Source organism: Actinomyces culturomici, from assembly GCF_900499005.1.
GTDB classification, from domain to species: domain Bacteria; phylum Actinomycetota; class Actinomycetes; order Actinomycetales; family Actinomycetaceae; genus Pauljensenia; species Pauljensenia culturomici.
Genome location: NZ_LS991316.1, coordinates 503,126 through 520,163, shown reverse-complemented (window position 1 = coordinate 520,163; position 17,038 = coordinate 503,126). Strand labels below are relative to the sequence as shown.

Sequence of the window (17,038 nt, the reverse complement as noted above, 5' to 3'; positions counted from 1 at the left end):
AATGCAGCGGATGACGAAGCAGCGGCAGGCGGTCTTCACCGAACTGCATCGCGTTCCCGATTTCCGCTCCGCGCAGCAGATCTTCGAGGACCTCCACTCCCAGGGCGAGAAGGTCGGTCTCGCGACCGTCTATCGGAACCTCCAGGCACTCGCCGAGGAGGACCGCGTCGACGTCCTGCGCTCCGCGGAGGGCGAGTCGCTCTTCCGGCTTTGCGAGACGACCGGCCATCACCACCACCTCGTGTGCCGCGAGTGCGGGCACGCCGAGGAGATCGAGCAGAACGAGATCGAGACCTGGGTGAACGAGGTCGCCGCCTCCCACGGATTCACCGAGGTCGCCCATTCGATGGAGTTGTTCGGCCTGTGCGCCTCGTGCGCGCGGGCGAAGGGGTGACCCCGGACTGGGCGGCCTCTGGACCGCCCCTCTTCGTCTTCCTCTTCTGCGTCGTCCTCGTGCGCGCGCAGTCGACCTACTGGCTGGGGCGCGCCGCCGCGCGCGGCGCACTCGCAGCGTCCGGTCGCGCGGGCGTCCTCGGCGCGATTGCCCGCTGGTTCGAGGGCCCGGTCCCCCGCCGCGGCGCCGCCCTTCTCGACAAGTGGGGCCTCCTCCTCATCCCCCTCTGCTTCCTCACCGTCGGCGTCCAGACCGCCGTCAACGCGGGTGCGGGCCTCGTCCGCATGAAGTGGCGGACCTACACGCTCGCGATGCTCCCCGGGTGCGTCGCCTGGGCCCTCCTCTACGGTCTCGGGATGCTCGCCGTGTGGGCGGCCGTCCTCTCCGCGGTCGCCGGTTCGACCGCGGGCCGGGTCGTTCTCGGCTTCGTCGCGCTGACGGTCCTCGGCCTCGTCGTCCGCCGCCGCCTCGCGCGTTCGGGCGTCCGTCCGATCGACGAGGGCGGGGCCCTCGAGCCGATTCGCGACTGAGGGAACGGGCCCTCAGGCGAGCCGATTCGCGACTGAGGGAACCGGCCCTCAGGCCCGGGCGTCGCCGATGCTGAGGCGCTCATACCCGATCGAGCCCGACGCGAGGGCGTTGGCGTAGGCGTTCTGAATCGCGTCGTCGTCGGAATCGGCGAAGCCCTCGAAGAGGACCTCGGCGATGTCTTCGGCGTTGAAGTAGGCGATCGCCTCCTCCGTGAGGCCGACGGGATACTTCACGGCCATGTAGTCGAAGTAGCCGAAGCGGCTCTCATCGCGGTAGAGGGGCACGCGTCCGACGACCATCAGCTTGATCTCGCCGTTGCGGAGGATGACGACGGAGCCGAGCGGGAGCAGGGGGCGCTCGTCAGGGGAGGTCATGTCGGTTCCTTTCGGTGGTGGAGCGCGGCCCGGAGGTCGAGGCGCGCCATCGACGGGCCCATCGGCGCCGTGCGAGCGCGGCGCGCAGGGCGTAGAGGGACATCGGCGCGAGACCGAGTGCGAGGGCGGAGGCGATGAGATGCTCCGCCCTGGCGGTCGAGGCGGTGAGTCCGAAGAGGACGAGGAGGACGAGGAGGTGACAGGGGGCGAGCAGCAGGAGGACGCGTCGCTGGGAGCTCGAGCGCTCGTCGAGGTCGAGGAGGGTTCCGGCGTCGAGTGGCGCGGCCTCGAGCTCGAGGCGCTGGCGAACCGCTCCGAACTCGAGGAGCGCCGCGACCGGCGCGGCGGCGAGGACGACGGCGAGGAGAACCGCGGCGGGCGAGGGGCTCGCGCCGAGCGTCGCCGAGGCGAGGAGCGAGAGGACGGGACCGAGGATGAGCGCCCCCGCCCACGCGCCGATCGAGACGGCCCTCGACGTCGCGTCGGAGTCCCCTGAGCGCAGGATCCAGGGCGCGCCGTCGTCGGCGCTCACGAGGACGGGGCGCCCGCCGTACTCGCCGAGGGGGAAGAGGCCGGAGCGCCTGAGGCGCGCGCTCCCGCGCCCGGTCGCGCGCAGGTCCTCGGGGCGACTCATGTGAACCACCCGACGATCGCGTCGCCGGCGCCCTCCCAGCCCCCGACGGCGTCATAGGCCGCGTCGAAGAGCCCTGAGCCCGCGATCGAGAGGACGGACCCGATGACCGCCCCGCCGACCGCTCCGACGACCGTTCCCACGCCCGGGAAGACCGAGCCCATGATCGCGCCGGCCGCGACGGCCGAACCGATGCCGATGCCGGTGTGGGCGGCGGTCTTGATGACCGCATCGCCGACGTTCTGCTTCCCGGCCGCAACCTCCTGCATCTGACCGGTGAAGTCGATCGCCGCGCCGATGGCCGCCGCGCCGTACTTGAGGACGCCGCCGACGGCCTTGACGGCGGCGGGATCCGGAATGGGCACGGTCATGACGCCGCCTCCGACGAGGGCGGCGGCCCCGCCCCACATGGGCACGGCGGCCGCGAGGGCCTTGGCGACGCCCTCGGCGACCTTCTCGGCGACGTGGTCCTGGACGAGCGCCTTGCCGAGCTCGAAGAGGAAGCTCCGAATGCCCTGGGAGACCTGGACGAAGGTCGGCGATGCGAGGAATTCGTTGGCGGCGTCGATCGCTCGTTGGACCCTTCGGGCGCATTCGCGCAGGTCGATATCGAGGAGCGCAGTGTTCGCCGTCATGGGAGGGGCGACGACCGTCCCTTCTGCGGTGATCGTCAGCCCGTGGGCGGCGGCGTAGTCGAGGGCCGCGCCGACGTTCGACTTCGTGTCGGCGACGCGCGTCGCATCGGCGTCGAGGTTCTTCGCGAACGCGTCGATCCGGTCGGCGAGATCCGCGAGCGCTCCGGAGACGTTCGACAGCTTCGCCCGGGCGGCTCCGGCGCTCTCACCGCTCCACTCGTCCTCGTCCGGTGCCGCATTCGACACGTCCTCGGAGACCTCGCGGATTCGCTTCGCGAGGTCGGTCATGTCGGCGGAGGCTCCCTTGAGCGGCATCGGGTCCCATGCGAGGAGATCGGACCAGGTCGTCATGGGCGGCCCCCAGTGCTCCGCAGGAGGGAATTCGCCCACTCCTCGATGCTGCGGTCCGTTCTCGTCATGTCGTCTTCGAAGGCGGCGATCGCATCGACGGTTTCCGCGAGGCGGGTCGCCGCCTCGGTGAGGATCTTCGCGAGCGCCTCGCTCGCTCCGGCGTAGTCGCCCTCCGCGTCGGATCCGGGCGCAGCCGCGCGAATGCTGGCGGAAAGGTCGGGAACGCGCAGTCCGGCGAGGCGCTCGGAGGCGTCGCGAAGGTCCTCGCGCGCCTTCGCGAGGGCTCCTTCGTCGATGTGCAGGTCCGCCACTCGGCCACCCTATCGGACGGCCCGGTTTCCATCCACCGACGGCTCGGGCCCGCTCCGATCGACGAGGGCGGGGCCCTCGAGCCGACTCGCGGAGGAGAGGACGGGCCTCAGGCCTTGACGGCGTCCACCGCGCCGCCGAAGCGGCGGTCGCGGCCCGCGTACTCGAGGAGGCAGTCCCACAGCGCCTCGCGGTCGAAGGCCGGCCAGGGCGTGTCGACGAACATCATCTCCGCGTAGGCGAGCTGCCACAGCAGGTAGTTCGAGATTCGTTTCTCCCCCGAGGTCCGGATCATGAGGTCGACGTCGGGCACGTCGGGCAGGTAGAGGTGGCGGGCGAAGGAGCGCTCCGTGACGCCCTCGGGCTTGAGCCGCCCGGCCGCGGCCTCGCGCGCGATGTCGCGGGCGGCGTCGGCGATTTCCGCGCGCCCCCCGTAGTTCACGCACATGACGAGGTCGAGCGTCGCATTGTCCCGCGTCGCCTCATCGGCCTTCTGCAGCGCGCGGATCACCGACTTCCACAGGCGCGGCTCGCGCCCCGACCAGCGGACGTGGACGCCCCACTCCTTGAGCTGCCCGGTCCTGCGGGCGAGCACGTCGGAGGCGTAGTTCATGATGAAGCGGACCTCGGCGGGGCTGCGCTTCCAGTTCTCCGTCGAGAAGGTGTAGACGCTGAGGTAGCGGACCCCCGCGTCGATCGCGCCGGCGATCGTGTCCATGAGCGCGTACTCGCCGGCCCGATGCCCCTCCGTGCGCGGGAGGCTCCGCGAGTTCGCCCATCTCCCGTTCCCGTCCATCACGAGGGCGACGTGGGCGGGGACCTCAGAGGCGGAGAAGACCGGTGCCGGGGTCGCCCACTCCCCCGGGCCCGGCAGGCGCCCGTACGGGTCTCCGCCGGCGCGGTCCATCGGGGTCGGGGAAACGGGCATCAGCGGGTCCTCTCGAGAACGCGGAGCGAGCGGATGCGCCGCTCGACGTGCCACTGAGCATAGGAGGACACGAGCGCGTGCGCCTCGGTGCGCGCGAACTCCTCCGAATGATCGGCCCGCGCCCAATCGCCCGACAGGAGGTCGCCGAGCAGGATCATCGCCTCGATCGACGGCGCCGCCGCCCCCGCGGGGCGGCAGTCCTCGCACACGGCCCCGCCCTCGTGAATGGAGAACGCGGCGTGCGGGCCCGCCGCGCCGCACACGGCGCAGTCGAAGCACGAGGGCGCCCAGCCGGCGATCGCGAGCGCGCGCAGGAGGTACGAGGTGAGGACGAGGGACGGGTCGTGGCGCACGTGCGAGAGCGCGAAGAGCGCGCCGATGAGGAGGAGGTACTGGGAGCGGGCGCCCTCGTCGGAGTCCTGCGTGAGGCGCTCGGCCGTCTCCGCCATGACGGACGCGCGCGTGTAGAGCCCGAAGTCGGACGCGAGCGCATCCCCGTGCGAGGCGATGAGCTCGACCTGCGTGATCGTGTCGAGGCTCCGGCCCTTCGCGAGCTGGACGTCGATGACGCCGAAGGGCTCGACCCGGGACCCGAACCTCGAGGACGTGCGGCGCACGCCCTTCGCGACGGCGCGGACGAGCCCGTGATCGGCGGTGAGGAGCGTGATGATGCGATCGGCCTCTCCGAGCTTATGGGTGCGCAGCACGATGGCCTCGTCCCGGTACGTCCTCAACACCCGGCCATCATCCCACCCGCCACCGCCGATTCGCCCAACGGGGCGCTGCGCGCCGCGTCACGCCGGGGCCTGGGCCGGATTCAAGCGATCCGAGTCTATCCCGCGCCGAAGATCTCCGCGATCGCTGAGCTCAGAGACTCGGGAGCCCCGAGTGAGAAGAGGGCGGACAGGGCGCGGGCCGCAGATGCTCCGGCGAGCTCCTTCCACAGGCGCTCTTTCAGATCGTTGGAGCACTGGCATCGTGCGAGCATCCCATAGAGACGATCGCTCGCACTGACCGACTGCCCGGGGGCGACTCCCGCGAAGCTCACGGAGAACGGGGCTGCGGCGTCGATGGCGTCGAGCTCGACACGAAGCGCACCGCTCCCCTCCTCTCGCCCGACGCTCCGAACTTGCGCCCCCTCGACCCCGAGGACTTCGGCAGCCGGAGCGCCGAGGACCTTCACGCACCATCGTCTGCGCTCCGGCAATACACTCGCGTCCCCCTCGTGACGGACCGAAAGCCGACCCGAGTCCTGGTCCCAGTCGAAACGGGTCGTGGAGGCGCGTTCCCCCGCCTCCACCGATTCCGCAGGCGCGATCCCATCGTCGTCTTCGCGCAGCTCATACGAGCCTCCCGCCCCGACGATGACGACCAATTCGATGGAATCCGGATTAGCGATGCCGCATTCCTCATCCTCGGCGCCCGCGAGCGGCAGCACGCACCCCGCACGACCGAGCACCGGAATCGAGGAGAGCGGACGGTGGGCAACGATCTCGCGCCCGCCCTCGTAGCTCATCCCTGTGAAGATGTCAGTCCAGCGCCCCTCCGGCAGCCAGACGCGCGCAGCGCCGAGACCGGTTATCCGCGAGGACGGTGCCGTGATGGGGGCGACCGTCAGACGGGAGCCGAACATGTACTGGTTGGGGACGCGCCACGAGCCCTCCGCTTCGGGATCCTCCCAGTACATCGGTTGGATGAGGGGAACGCCGACGCCATGACCGCGCAACTGCTCGGAGTGTAGGTAGGGAATGAGCCGATGTCGAAGGCGCAGGAAGCGCGCCTGGATCGTTTCATGTTCGGCGGGGAAGGCCCACGGCTCTTTCCGAGTGAACGCTGAAACCGTTGAATGCAGGCGCATGATCGGGCTGAAGACCCCGAATTGAACCCAACGGGTCGCGAGTTCGTCGTCCGCGACACCGCCCATATGACCGCCGATGTCATGGCTCCACCAGCCGAAACCGATATTCGCCGCGGTCGCGGTGAATTCGGGTTGGAAGGCGAGGGACTCCCAGGAGATCACCGTGTCGCCGGAGAAGCCGATCGGGTAACGATGCGAGCCCGGACCGGCGTAGCGCGACAGAGTCACTCCTCGTCCCCGAGTACGAGCGGACTCCAGGACGTGCGCATGATTAAGCATCCACAGCGGATCGAAGCCAGCGATCCTCGAGTTCGTCCCCTGCTGCCAGTCGACCCACCAGAAGTCGACTCCCCCGCGTTCAAGGGGCCCGAGGACTTCATCGAAGTAGGCTTCGAGGAAGGTGGGATCCGCCGGATCGAAGGCGACCGGCTCCTCGCATGCAACGTCGACGCCGAGACGAGCCGCGAGCTGGAGGTAGGCATCCTCATAAGCGCGAATGCCGTCGGCGGGGTGAAGGTTGAGGGCGAGGGCGAGGCCGCGCTCATGAAGACGCAAGGCGAACTCCTCAGGCTCGGGGAACAGATCCCGATTCCATGTGAATCCGGTCCATCCCGAGCCGAAGCGCTCGGGCAGAGAGGTGAGGTGCCAGTCCATGTCAAGGACCGCAACGGCAAGGGGAACCCTGTGAGCGGCGAATTCGTCGAGGATACTCAGGTACTCGAGCTCATCGTAACGATGGAATCGGCTCCACCAGTTGCCCAAGGTGAAGCGCGGGAGGATCGGCTGCGGTCCGGTAAGTCGATAGAAGTCCGCGATCGCTCCGCGGAAGTCGGCTCCGTAGGCGAAGATGTAGCAGTCGTGGGATCCGGGCTCGCGCGCGCACGGCTCCCCAGCGGGGCCGAGGGCGAGACTCGAGTCCTCGAGGCACGTGATGCCGCGCCCGTCCATGATGCCGGCCTCGAGGTCGATGCGTCCGTTCGCATTGTCCAGGGTGCGGGCGGTGCCTCCGAGATTGCGATAGTGGATGTCGTCGATCGACTCGTCGACCCCCCATCGCCATTGGGCCCCCCACCGGCGGTTGCGCCGTTCCCGGGCGCTCAGCCCGTGCGGGCTGAACTCGCACCCGTCATAGTCGAGGCTCATCCATTCCGTCGCGATGCGCACTCCCCCGCCGATCGCGTCGGCATCGATGCGGATCGACGCTCCGTCCGCGACGGAACCGGCCCGGTCGATCACCATTTGGGTCGCGCGGTCCTCGAAGACGCCACTGGGAGACCATTCGACGCGTATGAGCCGTTCGGTCAAGACCTGGATTCGCCACTGGGCACCCCTCGCCACGCGGTCTTCAGGCGGTAGGCCGGCAACCGGCAGGGCGAATCGGGAGTTCGCGGGAGTCCGACGCATGGGGGCGGTCCTTTCAGATCGGGCGGTCTCGTATTCGGGGAGGTGACGGGGCCAGGCGATGAGGAACGCGTGCGCGGGCGGAGGAAACCTCCGCCCGCGCACTGTGAGGACTCAGCCCTTGACGGCGCCTGCAGTCAGCCCCGAGACGATGTACTTCTGGAGGTACTGGAAGAGAAGGATGACGGGAATCGCCGCCACCACCGCTCCCGCTGCGAAAACGCCCCAGGGAGCATTGCGCTCATCGGAGGCCCAGTTGAACATGCCGACCGCCAAGGTGAACTGCTCGGGCTGCTGGAGGACGACCTTCGCGATGACGAAATCGCCGAAGCTCGAGATGAAGCTCAGGAGAGAGACGACCGCGAGGACCGGAAGCACCAGGGGCATGATGATCGTCCAGAAGGTCTGGGCGTGCGAACACCCGTCGATCTCCGCGGCCTCGTCGAGTTCCCTCGGAATCGAATTGAAGAACCCATACAGGAGGAAGGTGTTCGAGCCGAGCGCGCCCCCGAGGTAGACGCAGACTAGGCCGAGCTTCGAGTTGAGGCCGATGATCGGGAAGACGTCCTGAATGCCGAGGAGTAGCAGGTAGAGCGCGACGAAAGCGAGCATCTGCGGGAACATCTGGACGAGGAGGAGGAAGGTGAGCGTCCCCCTGCGCCCCTTGAATCGGTAGCGGCTGAAGGCGTAGGCCGCGGCCGCGCCCATAAGGACCGTCCCGATCGCCGTAATGGAGGAGACGATGAGGGAGTTGACGATCCAGTTCCAGTACTGGCCGCCGTTCCTCGTGCTCAATGCGGCGAAGTTGTCGAATGAGAGAGTGCGGAACAAGTCATTGGAACCGGTAAGAGTCGCATTGGGAACAAGAGATACCGAGAGAACGTAGAGCAGCGGGATGACGCAGTAGATGATGACGGCGATGCCGACGAGATGGCGCCAGCCCACTTCGCGAAGCCATCGCGCTCCGGTGAGCGAGGTGTGGAGCTTCTTCGGCGCGGTCGAGGGTGTCGTGCTCATCAGAGTTCCTCCAGAGCCTTGGTCTTACGGAATCCGAGCCAGGCGATCACGCCGACGACGAGGAAGATGACGATGGACATTGCGGACGCGAGGCCGTAATCCTTCGAGCCCCCCTCGAAGGCGATCTTGTAGACCATCGAGATGAGGATGTCCGTCTCACCCACGGGAACCGACAAGCCCGGATAGTTCGGCCCGCCGTTGGTGAGCATGTAGATGAGGGAGAAGTTATTGAAGTTGAACGCGAAAGAGGCGATGAGAAGCGGCACGGTCGATTGGAGGACCAGCGGGAGCTTGATCGACCAGACCGTGCGTAGCCCGGAGGCACCATCGATCTTCGCCGCCTCCATGCAGTCAGACGGAAGGGATTGGAGCGCCCCCATGCACACGAGGAACATGTAGGGGAAGCCGAGCCAGAGGTTCACGCCGAGGATCGATACCTTGGCCAACATCGGATCGGTGAGCCAGGGGATGTGGTGACCGCCGAGCAGTACCTCGTTGATGAAGCCGTACTTCTCATTGAGCAATCCGCGCCAGACCAGGGTCGCGAGGAAGCCCGGGAAGGCATAGGGCAGGATCAGCAGGGACTGATAGAGCCTGCGTCCCTTCACTCGCTCGTCGGCGAAGACGAGGGCAAGGAACAAACCGAACGCGAAGGTCGTGAGGACTGAGAGGATCGCGAAGGCGAACGACCAGAGGAGGGCCTTGAGGAAGGGAGTGCCCAGGTCCGGCGAGGTGAAGATGTTCCCGTAGTTCGCCACACCGACGAAGACTCGCCAACCGGGTTTCAGGGTCTCGCCCGTGTCCGATGCGAAACAGCCCTTCTCATCCGAAGCCGTGTACACGGTCCCCGTCTGATTGTCCGTCATAGTGTCGGCGACCGCATCGTAGATGAGGTTGGACTTTGCAAGATAGCCCTTCGCTCCGTCCGACGTCACGTAGAAGCCCGCGTTCGGATCGTCGCTCACCGGCGCGAAGAGGCCCGTGACCTCCTTCTGTCGGGTCACGAGCTGGTCGAAGGTGAGGAGCGTTTCACCGGGGATCTCGGTAATCGAGGCGCCTGAAACAGTCGCCCCATCGACGGCTTCGAGCGGGGTCGCCGAGTCCCCGACCATCACCCGGCCAGTCTCCGGGTCGATGATTGCGAGCCCGAGGGTACTCCCTCGGTCGAGTACGGCCGTGGCAACGTCCGGCGTACCGTCAACGCGCGCCGTGTTCGTGGCGAGGAGGGCCTCGATGGCGTCCTGCTTCGTCGAGTTGTGTCCCTGGCCATAGTTCGTCAGGGACACATAGCCGGTGTAGCCCATTACGAAGACCTGGTAGATGAGGAGGAAGATCATTCCCGGCACGAGGTACTTCGAGGGGATCATCCTCGACGAGAAGTAGACGTAGTTGACGACCACGAGGAGGACGACGAGTATCCCGACGATCGTCCATGAGCGAACGAACGCGGCGGTGACGACGCCGTACACCCCGAGGGCGTCGACGAGCATGATGAGGACGAGTTTGATGAAGAAGCCCGGCCTGCGCACGTCTCGAGCATGAGAGGGCTGGTAGGACGGGGACTTCTCGACGTCGAGCGACGTCGAGGATGAAGTGGACATGAGGGGACTCCGGATTCTCACGGGGCGACTCTCGAGGGGCCGACGATGTGCTCGATGATTGCGCCGATACGATGTGATCGGCCCGAGGAGCGATCCCGGGCGATGACCACCCGGGACCGCTCCGAAGCGGTGCCCTACTTGGCGATGGCCTTCTCGATATTTCCGACCATGGCGGCCCAGCCGTCCGCCGCGCCCTCCTTACCGGTGGCGATGTTGCCCTCCGTCGCCCCCCAGAATTCCCACACGGAGGACATCGCGGGGATCGCGGGCATCGGAACGCCGTTGCCGGCGACCTCCGCGAAGCCCTTGACGTCCGCATCGTCGATCTTCGAGGCGACCGGGGTCATCGCGGGAACGCGACCGCCGAGATCGTACATCTTCTGCTGAGCGGCCACCGTGCCCATGTACTCCATGAACTTGGCGACGAGGAGACCGTTCTCCGTCTTGGCGGATGGGAAGAATGCCTGGACTCCGACGAAGGGCTGTGCGGCGGCATTCCCCGCCGCGGGAATCGGAAGGACGGACACATCCATGCCCGCCTCCCGGAACGCGGTGACATTCCACGGCCCGGTCACGATGTAAGGGCTCTTCCCATCGAGGAACGTCTGCTTGGCGATATCAGCGCTAATGGACAGATCGAGGATCCCCGCGTCCCCCTGGCTCTTGAGCCATTCGGCGAAGGCGGTCCCCTCAGAGCCCTTGATGCCGAGCTCGGCGGTGTACGAGCCGTCGGCCTCCTGCTTGAAGATCGGGGCGCCGAAGGACGTCTGGAAGGCATACATGTGGTACGGGTCCAACTGACCGTTCTCGCCAGCCTGAACGACGAAGGGGCGTTCGACGTTCGCCGCCTTGCCGGAGGCGATCATCTCGTCGAAGCTCTTCGGCTCATCGGTCACCAGCGCATTGTTGCGAATGAGCGCGACGGACTCAACGGCGTAGGGCATTCCGTAGGTCTGACCGTTGTACGTGACGCCCTGGATGGCCGCCGGGGCGAGGTCGGGCTTCGCCGCACCCAGGTCAACGGTACCGACGACGCCGTTCTCGACGAGCTGTCCGAGCCCGTCGTGGGCGGTGACGATGACGTCGGGACCGTTGCCCGTCGGCACCTGAGTGATGAATTCCTGGGCGATATCGGCCGTCGGCTTCTGGACCGTGTTGAGGCCGATCTTCGTCTCCGCAGTGAAGTCCTTCGCGATCTCCTGCATCTGGGGATACCGCGTATCATCGGCCCAAATGGTGATGGTGCCGAGCTCACCGGTCGTCCCCGCCGAGGATTGGGCCTCCTCCATGGCGGTCCCTGCGGACCCGGACTGTGAGGCGGTCGAGCCGCAGGCCGCAAGAGTCGACGCGAGTGCGGCGATTCCGACGAGGGCAATGCTCCGTTGCATTTTCGCTCCTTCTTCGATGGGATGGACTCGCGCCGTGAATGCGGGACGCAAGTCGCTGAAAGCGAATGTAACGGTTACACCGCAATTGCCGCAATGATTCGGGAGAGCTTGCCCGAGCTGTAACATTCGTGACATCCCCCTCATCCCCGTGAAGGAGGCCGATGTGAAGAGTCGCACTCGAATGTCGGACATCGCCGAGCAGGCCGGTGTGTCGATCGCGACCGTCTCTCGCGTCATCAATGACACGGGACGCGTGTCAGAGGTGACTCGCCATCGGGTACTCGTCGCCATCGACTCCTTGGGGTACGAACGCCCGTTCCCGGAACAAGCGACGGACTCGCCCCTCATCGGCATCATCGTCCCCGAACTCATCAATCCGGTCTTCGCCTCGTACGCGCACGCGCTTCAGTCCGAGCTCTCGGCTATCGGCGCCGTCCCCTTCCTGTGCACGCAGACGCCGGGGGGCGTCACCGAGGACGACTACATTTCCCGGCTTCTCGACTCTCATGCCGACGGACTCATCTTCACGTCGGGCCGACACGCCGACTACCACGCCGATCTCTCTCGGTATTCGAAGCTTCTGGAACAGCGTATCCCCTTCGTCACCATCAACGGGTCAAGAGAAGAAGTCTCGGCACCCGACTTCTCCACGGACGATGCCAGCGGCATCCGCTGCGCGGTTCGTCACCTGGCTTCACTCGGGCACGAGAGAATCGCACTCCTCACGGGCCGACGCCACATCATTCCGAGCTTGCGGAAGATTGAGGCGTTCGTCTCCGAGACGGGTCTCCTCGGCGTCGGCCCTCCTCGAGTCCTTGAGACCTTCTACACCTACGAGGCTGGTGCCGCCGGCGCGAAAGAGCTGATTGCCGACTCCATGACTGCGATCATCTGCGCCTCGGATCTCCAGGCTCTCGGCGTGATTCGAACGGCTCAATCGCTCGGACTCTCGATACCGGACGATCTGTCCGTCGTCGGCTTCGACGACACCTCGCTCATGGCGCACACCGATCCGCCACTCACCTCGATCCGACAACCCGTGCAGGCAATCTCCCGCGCCGCGGTTCGGATGCTCGAGATGAAGATCGAATTCGGCTCGAACGAGCGCGGCTCTTTTGAGTTCACTCCCGACCTCATCGTTCGCTCATCGACGGGTCCCGTCCGGGAGTCGGCCCGTTCTGCACCCGCCTCCCACGGCGCCGGACAGTAGCGGCCAACGCCCACTCCGCGATTCACTCCCCTCCTCCGACGCGTCGGCCCGCCCTCGTCGATGAACGAGGACGGGCCGGGCGGTTCGCGAGAACGGAGGCGGATCAGCGCAGGGCGCGATTGACCGCCGAGATCACGGCCTTGTAGGTCGCGCGCGTGATCGAGGAGTCGATGCCGACGCCCCACACGATCTGCCCGTCGACGGCGGCCTCGACGTAGGAGGCGGCCTTCGCGTCGCGGCCCTGGCTCATCGCGTGCTCGGAGTAGTCGAGGACGCGGACGTCGAGGTCGAACTGGTGGAGCGCCGAGACGAAGGCGTCGATCGGGCCGGACCCGGTCGCGTTCACCGTCACGGTCTCGCCGTTGTCCTTGAGGACGGCCTCGAGCTCAACGTGGTCGTCGTCCGAGCTCGTCACCTTCGAGGACCCGAGGACGAAGCGGCCCCACGGCGTGAGATCGGCCGCCGCCGAAGTCGGGAGGTACTCGTCGGCGAAGATCTTCCACAGCGCATCCGCGTCGATCTCCCCGCCGAAGGAGTCCGTGTGGCGCTGGACGATGCGGGAGAACTCGATCTGGAGGCGGCGCGGCAGCTCAAGGTTGTGCGCCGTCGACATGAGGTAGGCGACGCCGCCCTTGCCGGACTGCGAGTTGACGCGGACGACGGCCTCGTAGGAGCGGCCGACGTCGTGCGGGTCGATCGGGAGGTACGGGAGCTCCCACGGGACCGCGTTCTCGTCGCCGCCGGCCTCGGCCACCTTCTTCTTGCGGGCCGAGAAGCCCTTCTTGATCGCGTCCTGGTGGGAGCCGGAGAAGGACGTGTAGACGAGGTCGCCGACGTAGGGCCAGCGCGGAGAGGTCTCCATCTGCGTGCAGAACTCGACGGTCGCGCGGATCTCGTCGACGTTCGACAGGTCGACGCCCGGATCGACGCCCTGGCTGAAGAGGTTGAGGCCGAGAGTCAGCAGATCGACGTTGCCGGTGCGCTCGCCCTGGCCGAGGAGGCAGCCCTCGACGCGGTCGGCGCCCGCGAGCATCGCGAGCTCCGCGGCCGCGATGCCGGTGCCGCGGTCGTTGTGCGGGTGGACCGAGATCGCGATGTTCTCGCGGTGCGAGAGATTGCGCGACATGTACTCGATCTGGTCGGCATAGACGTTCGGAGTCGCCCGCTCGACGGTCGCCGGGAGGTTGAGGATGATCTCGCGGTCGGCGTCGGGCTGCCACACGTCCATGACGGCCTCGCAGATCTCGAGGGCGAAATCCCGCTCGGTGTCGATGAAGATCTCCGGGGAGTACTCGAAGCCGAAGATCGTCTCGTCGCCGAGGCGCTTCTCCGCCTGCGCGATGACCTCGCGCGTGCCCGACACGGCGAGGTCGATCGTCTGCGCCTTGTCGTTGCGGAACACGAGCTCGCGGAACAGCGGCGAGGTCGCGTTGTAGAGGTGGACGGTCGCCCGCGGGAAGCCGACGAGCGCTTCGAGGGTCCGCTCGATGATCTCGGGGCGCGACTGGGTGAGGACGGAGATCGTCACGTCGTCGGGAACGGCACCCGAATCGATGAGCGAGCGGACGAAGTCGAAGTCCGTCTGCGAGGCTGCGGGGAACCCGATCTCGATCTCCTTGTAGCCGCGGGAGACGAGGAGGTCGAACATCTTGCGCTTGCGCACCGAGTCCATCGGCTCGATGAGCGACTGATTGCCGTCGCGCAGATCGGTCGACATCCAGCGCGGCGCCTTCGTGATGCGCTTGGACGGCCAGGTGCGATCGGGCAGATCGACGGGGTTGACGTCGAGGAACGCGCGGTACTTCTGTACGGGCATTCCGGATCCGGCGGGGGTGGGGACAGTGCCTGTGGTCTTCACGAGATGACTTCCTGTGTCGTGGACTCGCCCGTTCATCGGGCTCGGGCCGGACACGACGTCAGCCGCGACGAGGTTCCGGCCCTTTCAGGCCTCGTCGCGGCGAAGAAGAAGGAGTTGCTGTGCCGAGCGCATGTCTGCACTGTAGGCCCTCCCCGCCGATCGCGCGCGGGAGCCCCACGATCCGGACGCCCTCGGCCTACGTATCCAAGGTCCGGACGCCCGGGCCCGGACGCCCACCTGCCCGGACGCCGTTTCCCCGCGAAGTCGGCAAGGAGATCCCCTCGACGGGGCAAGGTGATGCTTTCGACGAAGAAAGGTGATGCTCTCGGCGGCGGAGGGCGCGGCGGGGGCGCCGGGGGATCAGGCGGTGACGACGGTGCCGACCGAGCCGGTGAGGGCGCGGGAGGCGTCGGCGAGCGCGCAGATCACCCCGCGCCGCGCGCCGGCGGGGGCCCCGGCGACGAATTCGAGGACGGCCTCGACCTTCGGGCGCATCGAACCCTCGGCGAACTCCCCCGCATCGACGAGGGCGCGCCCGCGCTCGAGCGACAACCGCGGCAGCCACTCCTGGTGCGCGGTCCCCCAGCCGATCGCGACGCGCGGGACGGCCGTGAGGATGACGAGGGTCGAGGCGCCGAGCTCGTCGGCGAGGAGGGCCGCCGACCGATCCTTGTCGACGACCGCGTCGACGGCGCGCATTCCCGTCGCGGTGCGGATGACGGGGATCCCTCCCCCGCCGGAGGCGACGACGATGAATCCGGCGTCGGCGAGGGCCCGCACGGCGTCGACCTCGACGGTCGCGCGCGGCGCCGGCGAGGCGACGAGCCTGCGGAATCCTCGCCCGGCGTCCTCGCCGAAGACCTGTGTCGGGTCCTCGGCGCGGCGGCGCTCGGCCATCTCGCGGGTGAGGAACTGGCCGATCGGTTTCGTCGGATGCGCGAAGGCGGGGTCGGCCGGGTCGACCTCGACGCGGGTGAGAAGGCCCGCGACCCGTCCGGAGCGGCCGCGGCGCGCGAGCTCCTCGTCAAGGGAGCGGACGAGGTGCTCGCCGATATAGCCCTGGCTCATTGCGACGGTCTCGGGAAGGTCGACCTCGGGGACGCCCGGGTCGACGGCGGCGCCGAGCGCGAAGGCGCGCGTGATCTGCCCGACCTGGGGGCCGTTGCCGTGGGCGACGACGAGCGGCCCGGCCTCGGAGATGTCGACGAGGGCGGGAGCGCAAGCGCGCAGGAGGCGAAGCTGGTCGTCGGGCGTGTGGCCGAGCGCGTTGCCCCCGAGGGCGACGACCGCGATAGGCGCCCGGGGGATCTGCGTCATGTCAGAATCCGAGTCGCCCGAGCATCTTCGGGTCGGACTGCCAGTCCTTCGCGGTCCTCACGTGAAGGTCGAGGAACACGCGCTTCTTCAGGAGGTCCTCGATGAGGGGCCGCGCCTTCGATCCGATCTCTTTGAGCCGGGATCCGCGCTTGCCGATGATGATCGCCTTCTGGGAGTCGCGTTCGACGTAGACGTTGACGTGGACGTCAACGAGGGGCGGCCGCTCGTCGCCCTCGCGGCGGGGCCGTTCGACGATCTCCTCGACCTGGACGGCGAGCGAGTGCGGGAGCTCGTCGCGCACGCCCTCGAGGGCGGCCTCGCGGATGAACTCGGCGATGAGGGTGTCGCGCGACTCGTCGGTGACATCGCCTGCGGGGTAGAGGGGCGGCGAGAGCGGGACGGTCTGCGAGAGGACGTCGAGGAGGATGTCGATCCCCTCCCCGCTCATCGCGGAGACCGGGACGATCGCGGCGAATTCGCCCATCTCGTCGATGGAGAGGAGGTGCTTCACGAGCCGCTCGCGCGACACGAGGTCGGCCTTCGTCGCGACCGCGATGATGGGACGTCGCACGTCGCGCAGCTCGCGGGCGATGAACTGGTCGCCGGGCCCGATCTTCTGGTCGGCGGGCAGGCAGAAGACGACGACGTCGACCTCGGCGAGGGCCTCGCGGACCATGTCGTTGAGCCGCTTGCCGAGGAGCGTGCGCGGCCGGTGGTATCCGGGGGTGTCGACGAGGACGAGCTGCGAGCCCTCCCGGTGGACGATGCCGCGGATGTTGTGGCGGGTGGTCTCCGGGCGCCCCGAGGTGATGGCGATCTTCTGACCGACCAGCGCGTTCGTCAGCGTCGACTTGCCGACGTTCGGGCGCCCGACGATCGAGACGAATCCCGCGCGGAAGTCCTCGGGATAGTCGGGCATCATGAGGCCCGCGCCCGCGTTCGCGTCGTCGCGCAGGCCCTTGAGATCCTCGAGGCGCGCGAAGACGTCCTCGGGGTCGCCGTCCTCGTCCTCCCAGTCGTCGACGTCGGCGTCCCCGTCCTCGTCGATCGACGAGGACGCGGCGGGATCGCCGGACGGGCCTGCTTCCGAGGGGCCGTCGTCGGCGGAGTCCCCGGCATCGCCGTTTCCGTCGCCCGCCTCGAATCGGGCGAGGTCGGCGTCGTCGAACTCGACCTCGGCGCCCTCGAAGGCGTTGGGGCCCGCCATCAGCTCGTCGTCGCTGGGGAATCGCATG

At 67.7% G+C, this 17,038-nt stretch carries 16 protein-coding genes; 3 read left to right on the top strand and 13 right to left on the bottom strand.

What is annotated here, in order from left to right; translation table 11 throughout:
• Window position 1: 1 nt before the first annotated feature.
• Window positions 2-394: a Fur family transcriptional regulator gene (locus tag DY157_RS02235; protein ID WP_115727036.1), complete on the top strand. Its 393-nt coding sequence runs from the start codon at window positions 2-4 to the stop codon at window positions 392-394.
• Complete coding sequence (locus DY157_RS02230; protein ID WP_115727882.1) at window positions 391-924, top strand: SNARE-associated domain-containing protein; 534 nt, start codon at window positions 391-393, stop codon at window positions 922-924. The genes DY157_RS02235 and DY157_RS02230 overlap by 4 nt, the downstream gene beginning before the upstream one ends.
• A 48-nt stretch (window positions 925-972) precedes the next feature.
• Here DY157_RS02230 and DY157_RS02225 read toward each other — a convergent pair whose 3' ends face one another.
• From DY157_RS02225 to DY157_RS02180, 10 genes are all read right to left on the bottom strand, one after another.
• Entirely contained in the window at window positions 973-1,299 is a 327-nt protein-coding gene (locus DY157_RS02225; RefSeq protein ID WP_115727035.1) for a DUF4176 domain-containing protein, read from the bottom strand.
• On the bottom strand, window positions 1,286-1,933 hold the full coding sequence (locus DY157_RS02220; RefSeq protein ID WP_115727034.1) for a hypothetical protein: 648 nt from the start codon (window positions 1,931-1,933) through the stop codon (window positions 1,286-1,288). Before DY157_RS02220 ends, DY157_RS02225 begins: the two co-directional genes overlap by 14 nt.
• On the bottom strand, window positions 1,930-2,916 hold the full coding sequence (locus DY157_RS02215) for a hypothetical protein (RefSeq protein WP_115727033.1): 987 nt from the start codon (window positions 2,914-2,916) through the stop codon (window positions 1,930-1,932). The genes DY157_RS02220 and DY157_RS02215 overlap by 4 nt, the downstream gene beginning before the upstream one ends.
• The gene (locus DY157_RS02210; protein ID WP_115727032.1) at window positions 2,913-3,227 is read right to left on the bottom strand and encodes a hypothetical protein; all 315 of its coding nucleotides are present in this window, start codon (window positions 3,225-3,227) and stop codon (window positions 2,913-2,915) included. Before DY157_RS02210 ends, DY157_RS02215 begins: the two co-directional genes overlap by 4 nt.
• Before the next feature lie 107 nt (window positions 3,228-3,334).
• Window positions 3,335-4,153, bottom strand: a complete 819-nt coding sequence (locus DY157_RS02205) for an isoprenyl transferase (protein WP_115727031.1) — start codon at window positions 4,151-4,153, stop codon at window positions 3,335-3,337.
• Window positions 4,153-4,887 (bottom strand): DNA repair protein RecO, encoded by a 735-nt coding sequence (gene recO, locus DY157_RS02200; RefSeq protein ID WP_115727881.1) that lies wholly within the window; start codon window positions 4,885-4,887, stop codon window positions 4,153-4,155. The genes DY157_RS02205 and recO overlap by 1 nt, the downstream gene beginning before the upstream one ends.
• 98 nt (window positions 4,888-4,985) lie before the next feature.
• On the bottom strand, window positions 4,986-7,250 hold the full coding sequence (locus DY157_RS02195) for a glycoside hydrolase family 31 protein (protein WP_160159408.1): 2,265 nt from the start codon (window positions 7,248-7,250) through the stop codon (window positions 4,986-4,988).
• Window positions 7,251-7,526: 276 nt separating this feature from the next.
• On the bottom strand, window positions 7,527-8,429 hold the full coding sequence (locus DY157_RS02190; protein WP_115727029.1) for a sugar ABC transporter permease: 903 nt from the start codon (window positions 8,427-8,429) through the stop codon (window positions 7,527-7,529).
• Window positions 8,429-10,030: an ABC transporter permease subunit gene (locus DY157_RS02185; RefSeq protein ID WP_115727028.1), complete on the bottom strand. Its 1,602-nt coding sequence runs from the start codon at window positions 10,028-10,030 to the stop codon at window positions 8,429-8,431. Before DY157_RS02185 ends, DY157_RS02190 begins: the two co-directional genes overlap by 1 nt.
• A 134-nt stretch (window positions 10,031-10,164) precedes the next feature.
• Window positions 10,165-11,418: a sugar ABC transporter substrate-binding protein gene (locus DY157_RS02180; RefSeq protein WP_115727027.1), complete on the bottom strand. Its 1,254-nt coding sequence runs from the start codon at window positions 11,416-11,418 to the stop codon at window positions 10,165-10,167.
• A gap of 181 nt (window positions 11,419-11,599) precedes the next feature.
• Here DY157_RS02180 and DY157_RS02175 point away from each other — a divergent pair, with 181 nt between their 5' ends.
• Window positions 11,600-12,628: a LacI family DNA-binding transcriptional regulator gene (locus DY157_RS02175; RefSeq protein ID WP_115727026.1), complete on the top strand. Its 1,029-nt coding sequence runs from the start codon at window positions 11,600-11,602 to the stop codon at window positions 12,626-12,628.
• A 103-nt stretch (window positions 12,629-12,731) separates the two neighbouring features.
• Here DY157_RS02175 and leuA read toward each other — a convergent pair whose 3' ends face one another.
• The 3 genes from leuA to era form a co-directional block, all read right to left on the bottom strand.
• Window positions 12,732-14,444, bottom strand: a complete 1,713-nt coding sequence (gene leuA, locus DY157_RS02170; RefSeq protein ID WP_174232114.1) for a 2-isopropylmalate synthase — start codon at window positions 14,442-14,444, stop codon at window positions 12,732-12,734.
• Between the two features lie 402 nt (window positions 14,445-14,846).
• Window positions 14,847-15,803, bottom strand: coding sequence for a carbamate kinase (arcC, locus tag DY157_RS02165; RefSeq protein WP_115727024.1), 957 nt, complete (start codon window positions 15,801-15,803; stop codon window positions 14,847-14,849).
• 1 nt (window position 15,804) lies between these two features.
• Window positions 15,805-17,037 carry a GTPase Era gene (gene era / locus DY157_RS02160; protein WP_115727023.1) on the bottom strand — a complete coding sequence of 411 codons (1,233 nt, stop codon included), beginning with the start codon at window positions 17,035-17,037 and terminating at the stop codon, window positions 15,805-15,807.
• Window position 17,038: the final 1 nt, after the last annotated feature.

Excerpts from the sequence above, each read along its gene's own strand:
- DY157_RS02205 (WP_115727031.1), bottom strand. The coding sequence starts at position 4,153 with ATGCCCGTTTCCCCGACCCCGATGGACCGCGCCGGCGGAGACCCGTAC.
- DY157_RS02185 (WP_115727028.1), bottom strand. The coding sequence starts at position 10,030 with ATGTCCACTTCATCCTCGACGTCGCTCGACGTCGAGAAGTCCCCGTCC.
- arcC (WP_115727024.1), bottom strand. The coding sequence starts at position 15,803 with ATGACGCAGATCCCCCGGGCGCCTATCGCGGTCGTCGCCCTCGGGGGC.
- era (WP_115727023.1), bottom strand. The coding sequence starts at position 17,037 with ATGCGATTCCCCAGCGACGACGAGCTGATGGCGGGCCCCAACGCCTTC.
- DY157_RS02195 (WP_160159408.1), bottom strand. The coding sequence starts at position 7,250 with ATGGTGATCGACCGGGCCGGTTCCGTCGCGGACGGAGCGTCGATCCGC.
- DY157_RS02175 (WP_115727026.1), top strand. The coding sequence starts at position 11,600 with ATGTCGGACATCGCCGAGCAGGCCGGTGTGTCGATCGCGACCGTCTCT.
- DY157_RS02215 (WP_115727033.1), bottom strand. The coding sequence starts at position 2,916 with ATGACGACCTGGTCCGATCTCCTCGCATGGGACCCGATGCCGCTCAAG.
- DY157_RS02225 (WP_115727035.1), bottom strand. The coding sequence starts at position 1,299 with ATGACCTCCCCTGACGAGCGCCCCCTGCTCCCGCTCGGCTCCGTCGTC.
- DY157_RS02190 (WP_115727029.1), bottom strand. The coding sequence starts at position 8,429 with ATGAGCACGACACCCTCGACCGCGCCGAAGAAGCTCCACACCTCGCTC.
- DY157_RS02235 (WP_115727036.1), top strand. The coding sequence starts at position 2 with ATGCAGCGGATGACGAAGCAGCGGCAGGCGGTCTTCACCGAACTGCAT.
- DY157_RS02180 (WP_115727027.1), bottom strand. The coding sequence starts at position 11,418 with ATGCAACGGAGCATTGCCCTCGTCGGAATCGCCGCACTCGCGTCGACT.
- leuA (WP_174232114.1), bottom strand. The coding sequence starts at position 14,444 with ATGCCCGTACAGAAGTACCGCGCGTTCCTCGACGTCAACCCCGTCGAT.
- DY157_RS02220 (WP_115727034.1), bottom strand. The coding sequence starts at position 1,933 with ATGAGTCGCCCCGAGGACCTGCGCGCGACCGGGCGCGGGAGCGCGCGC.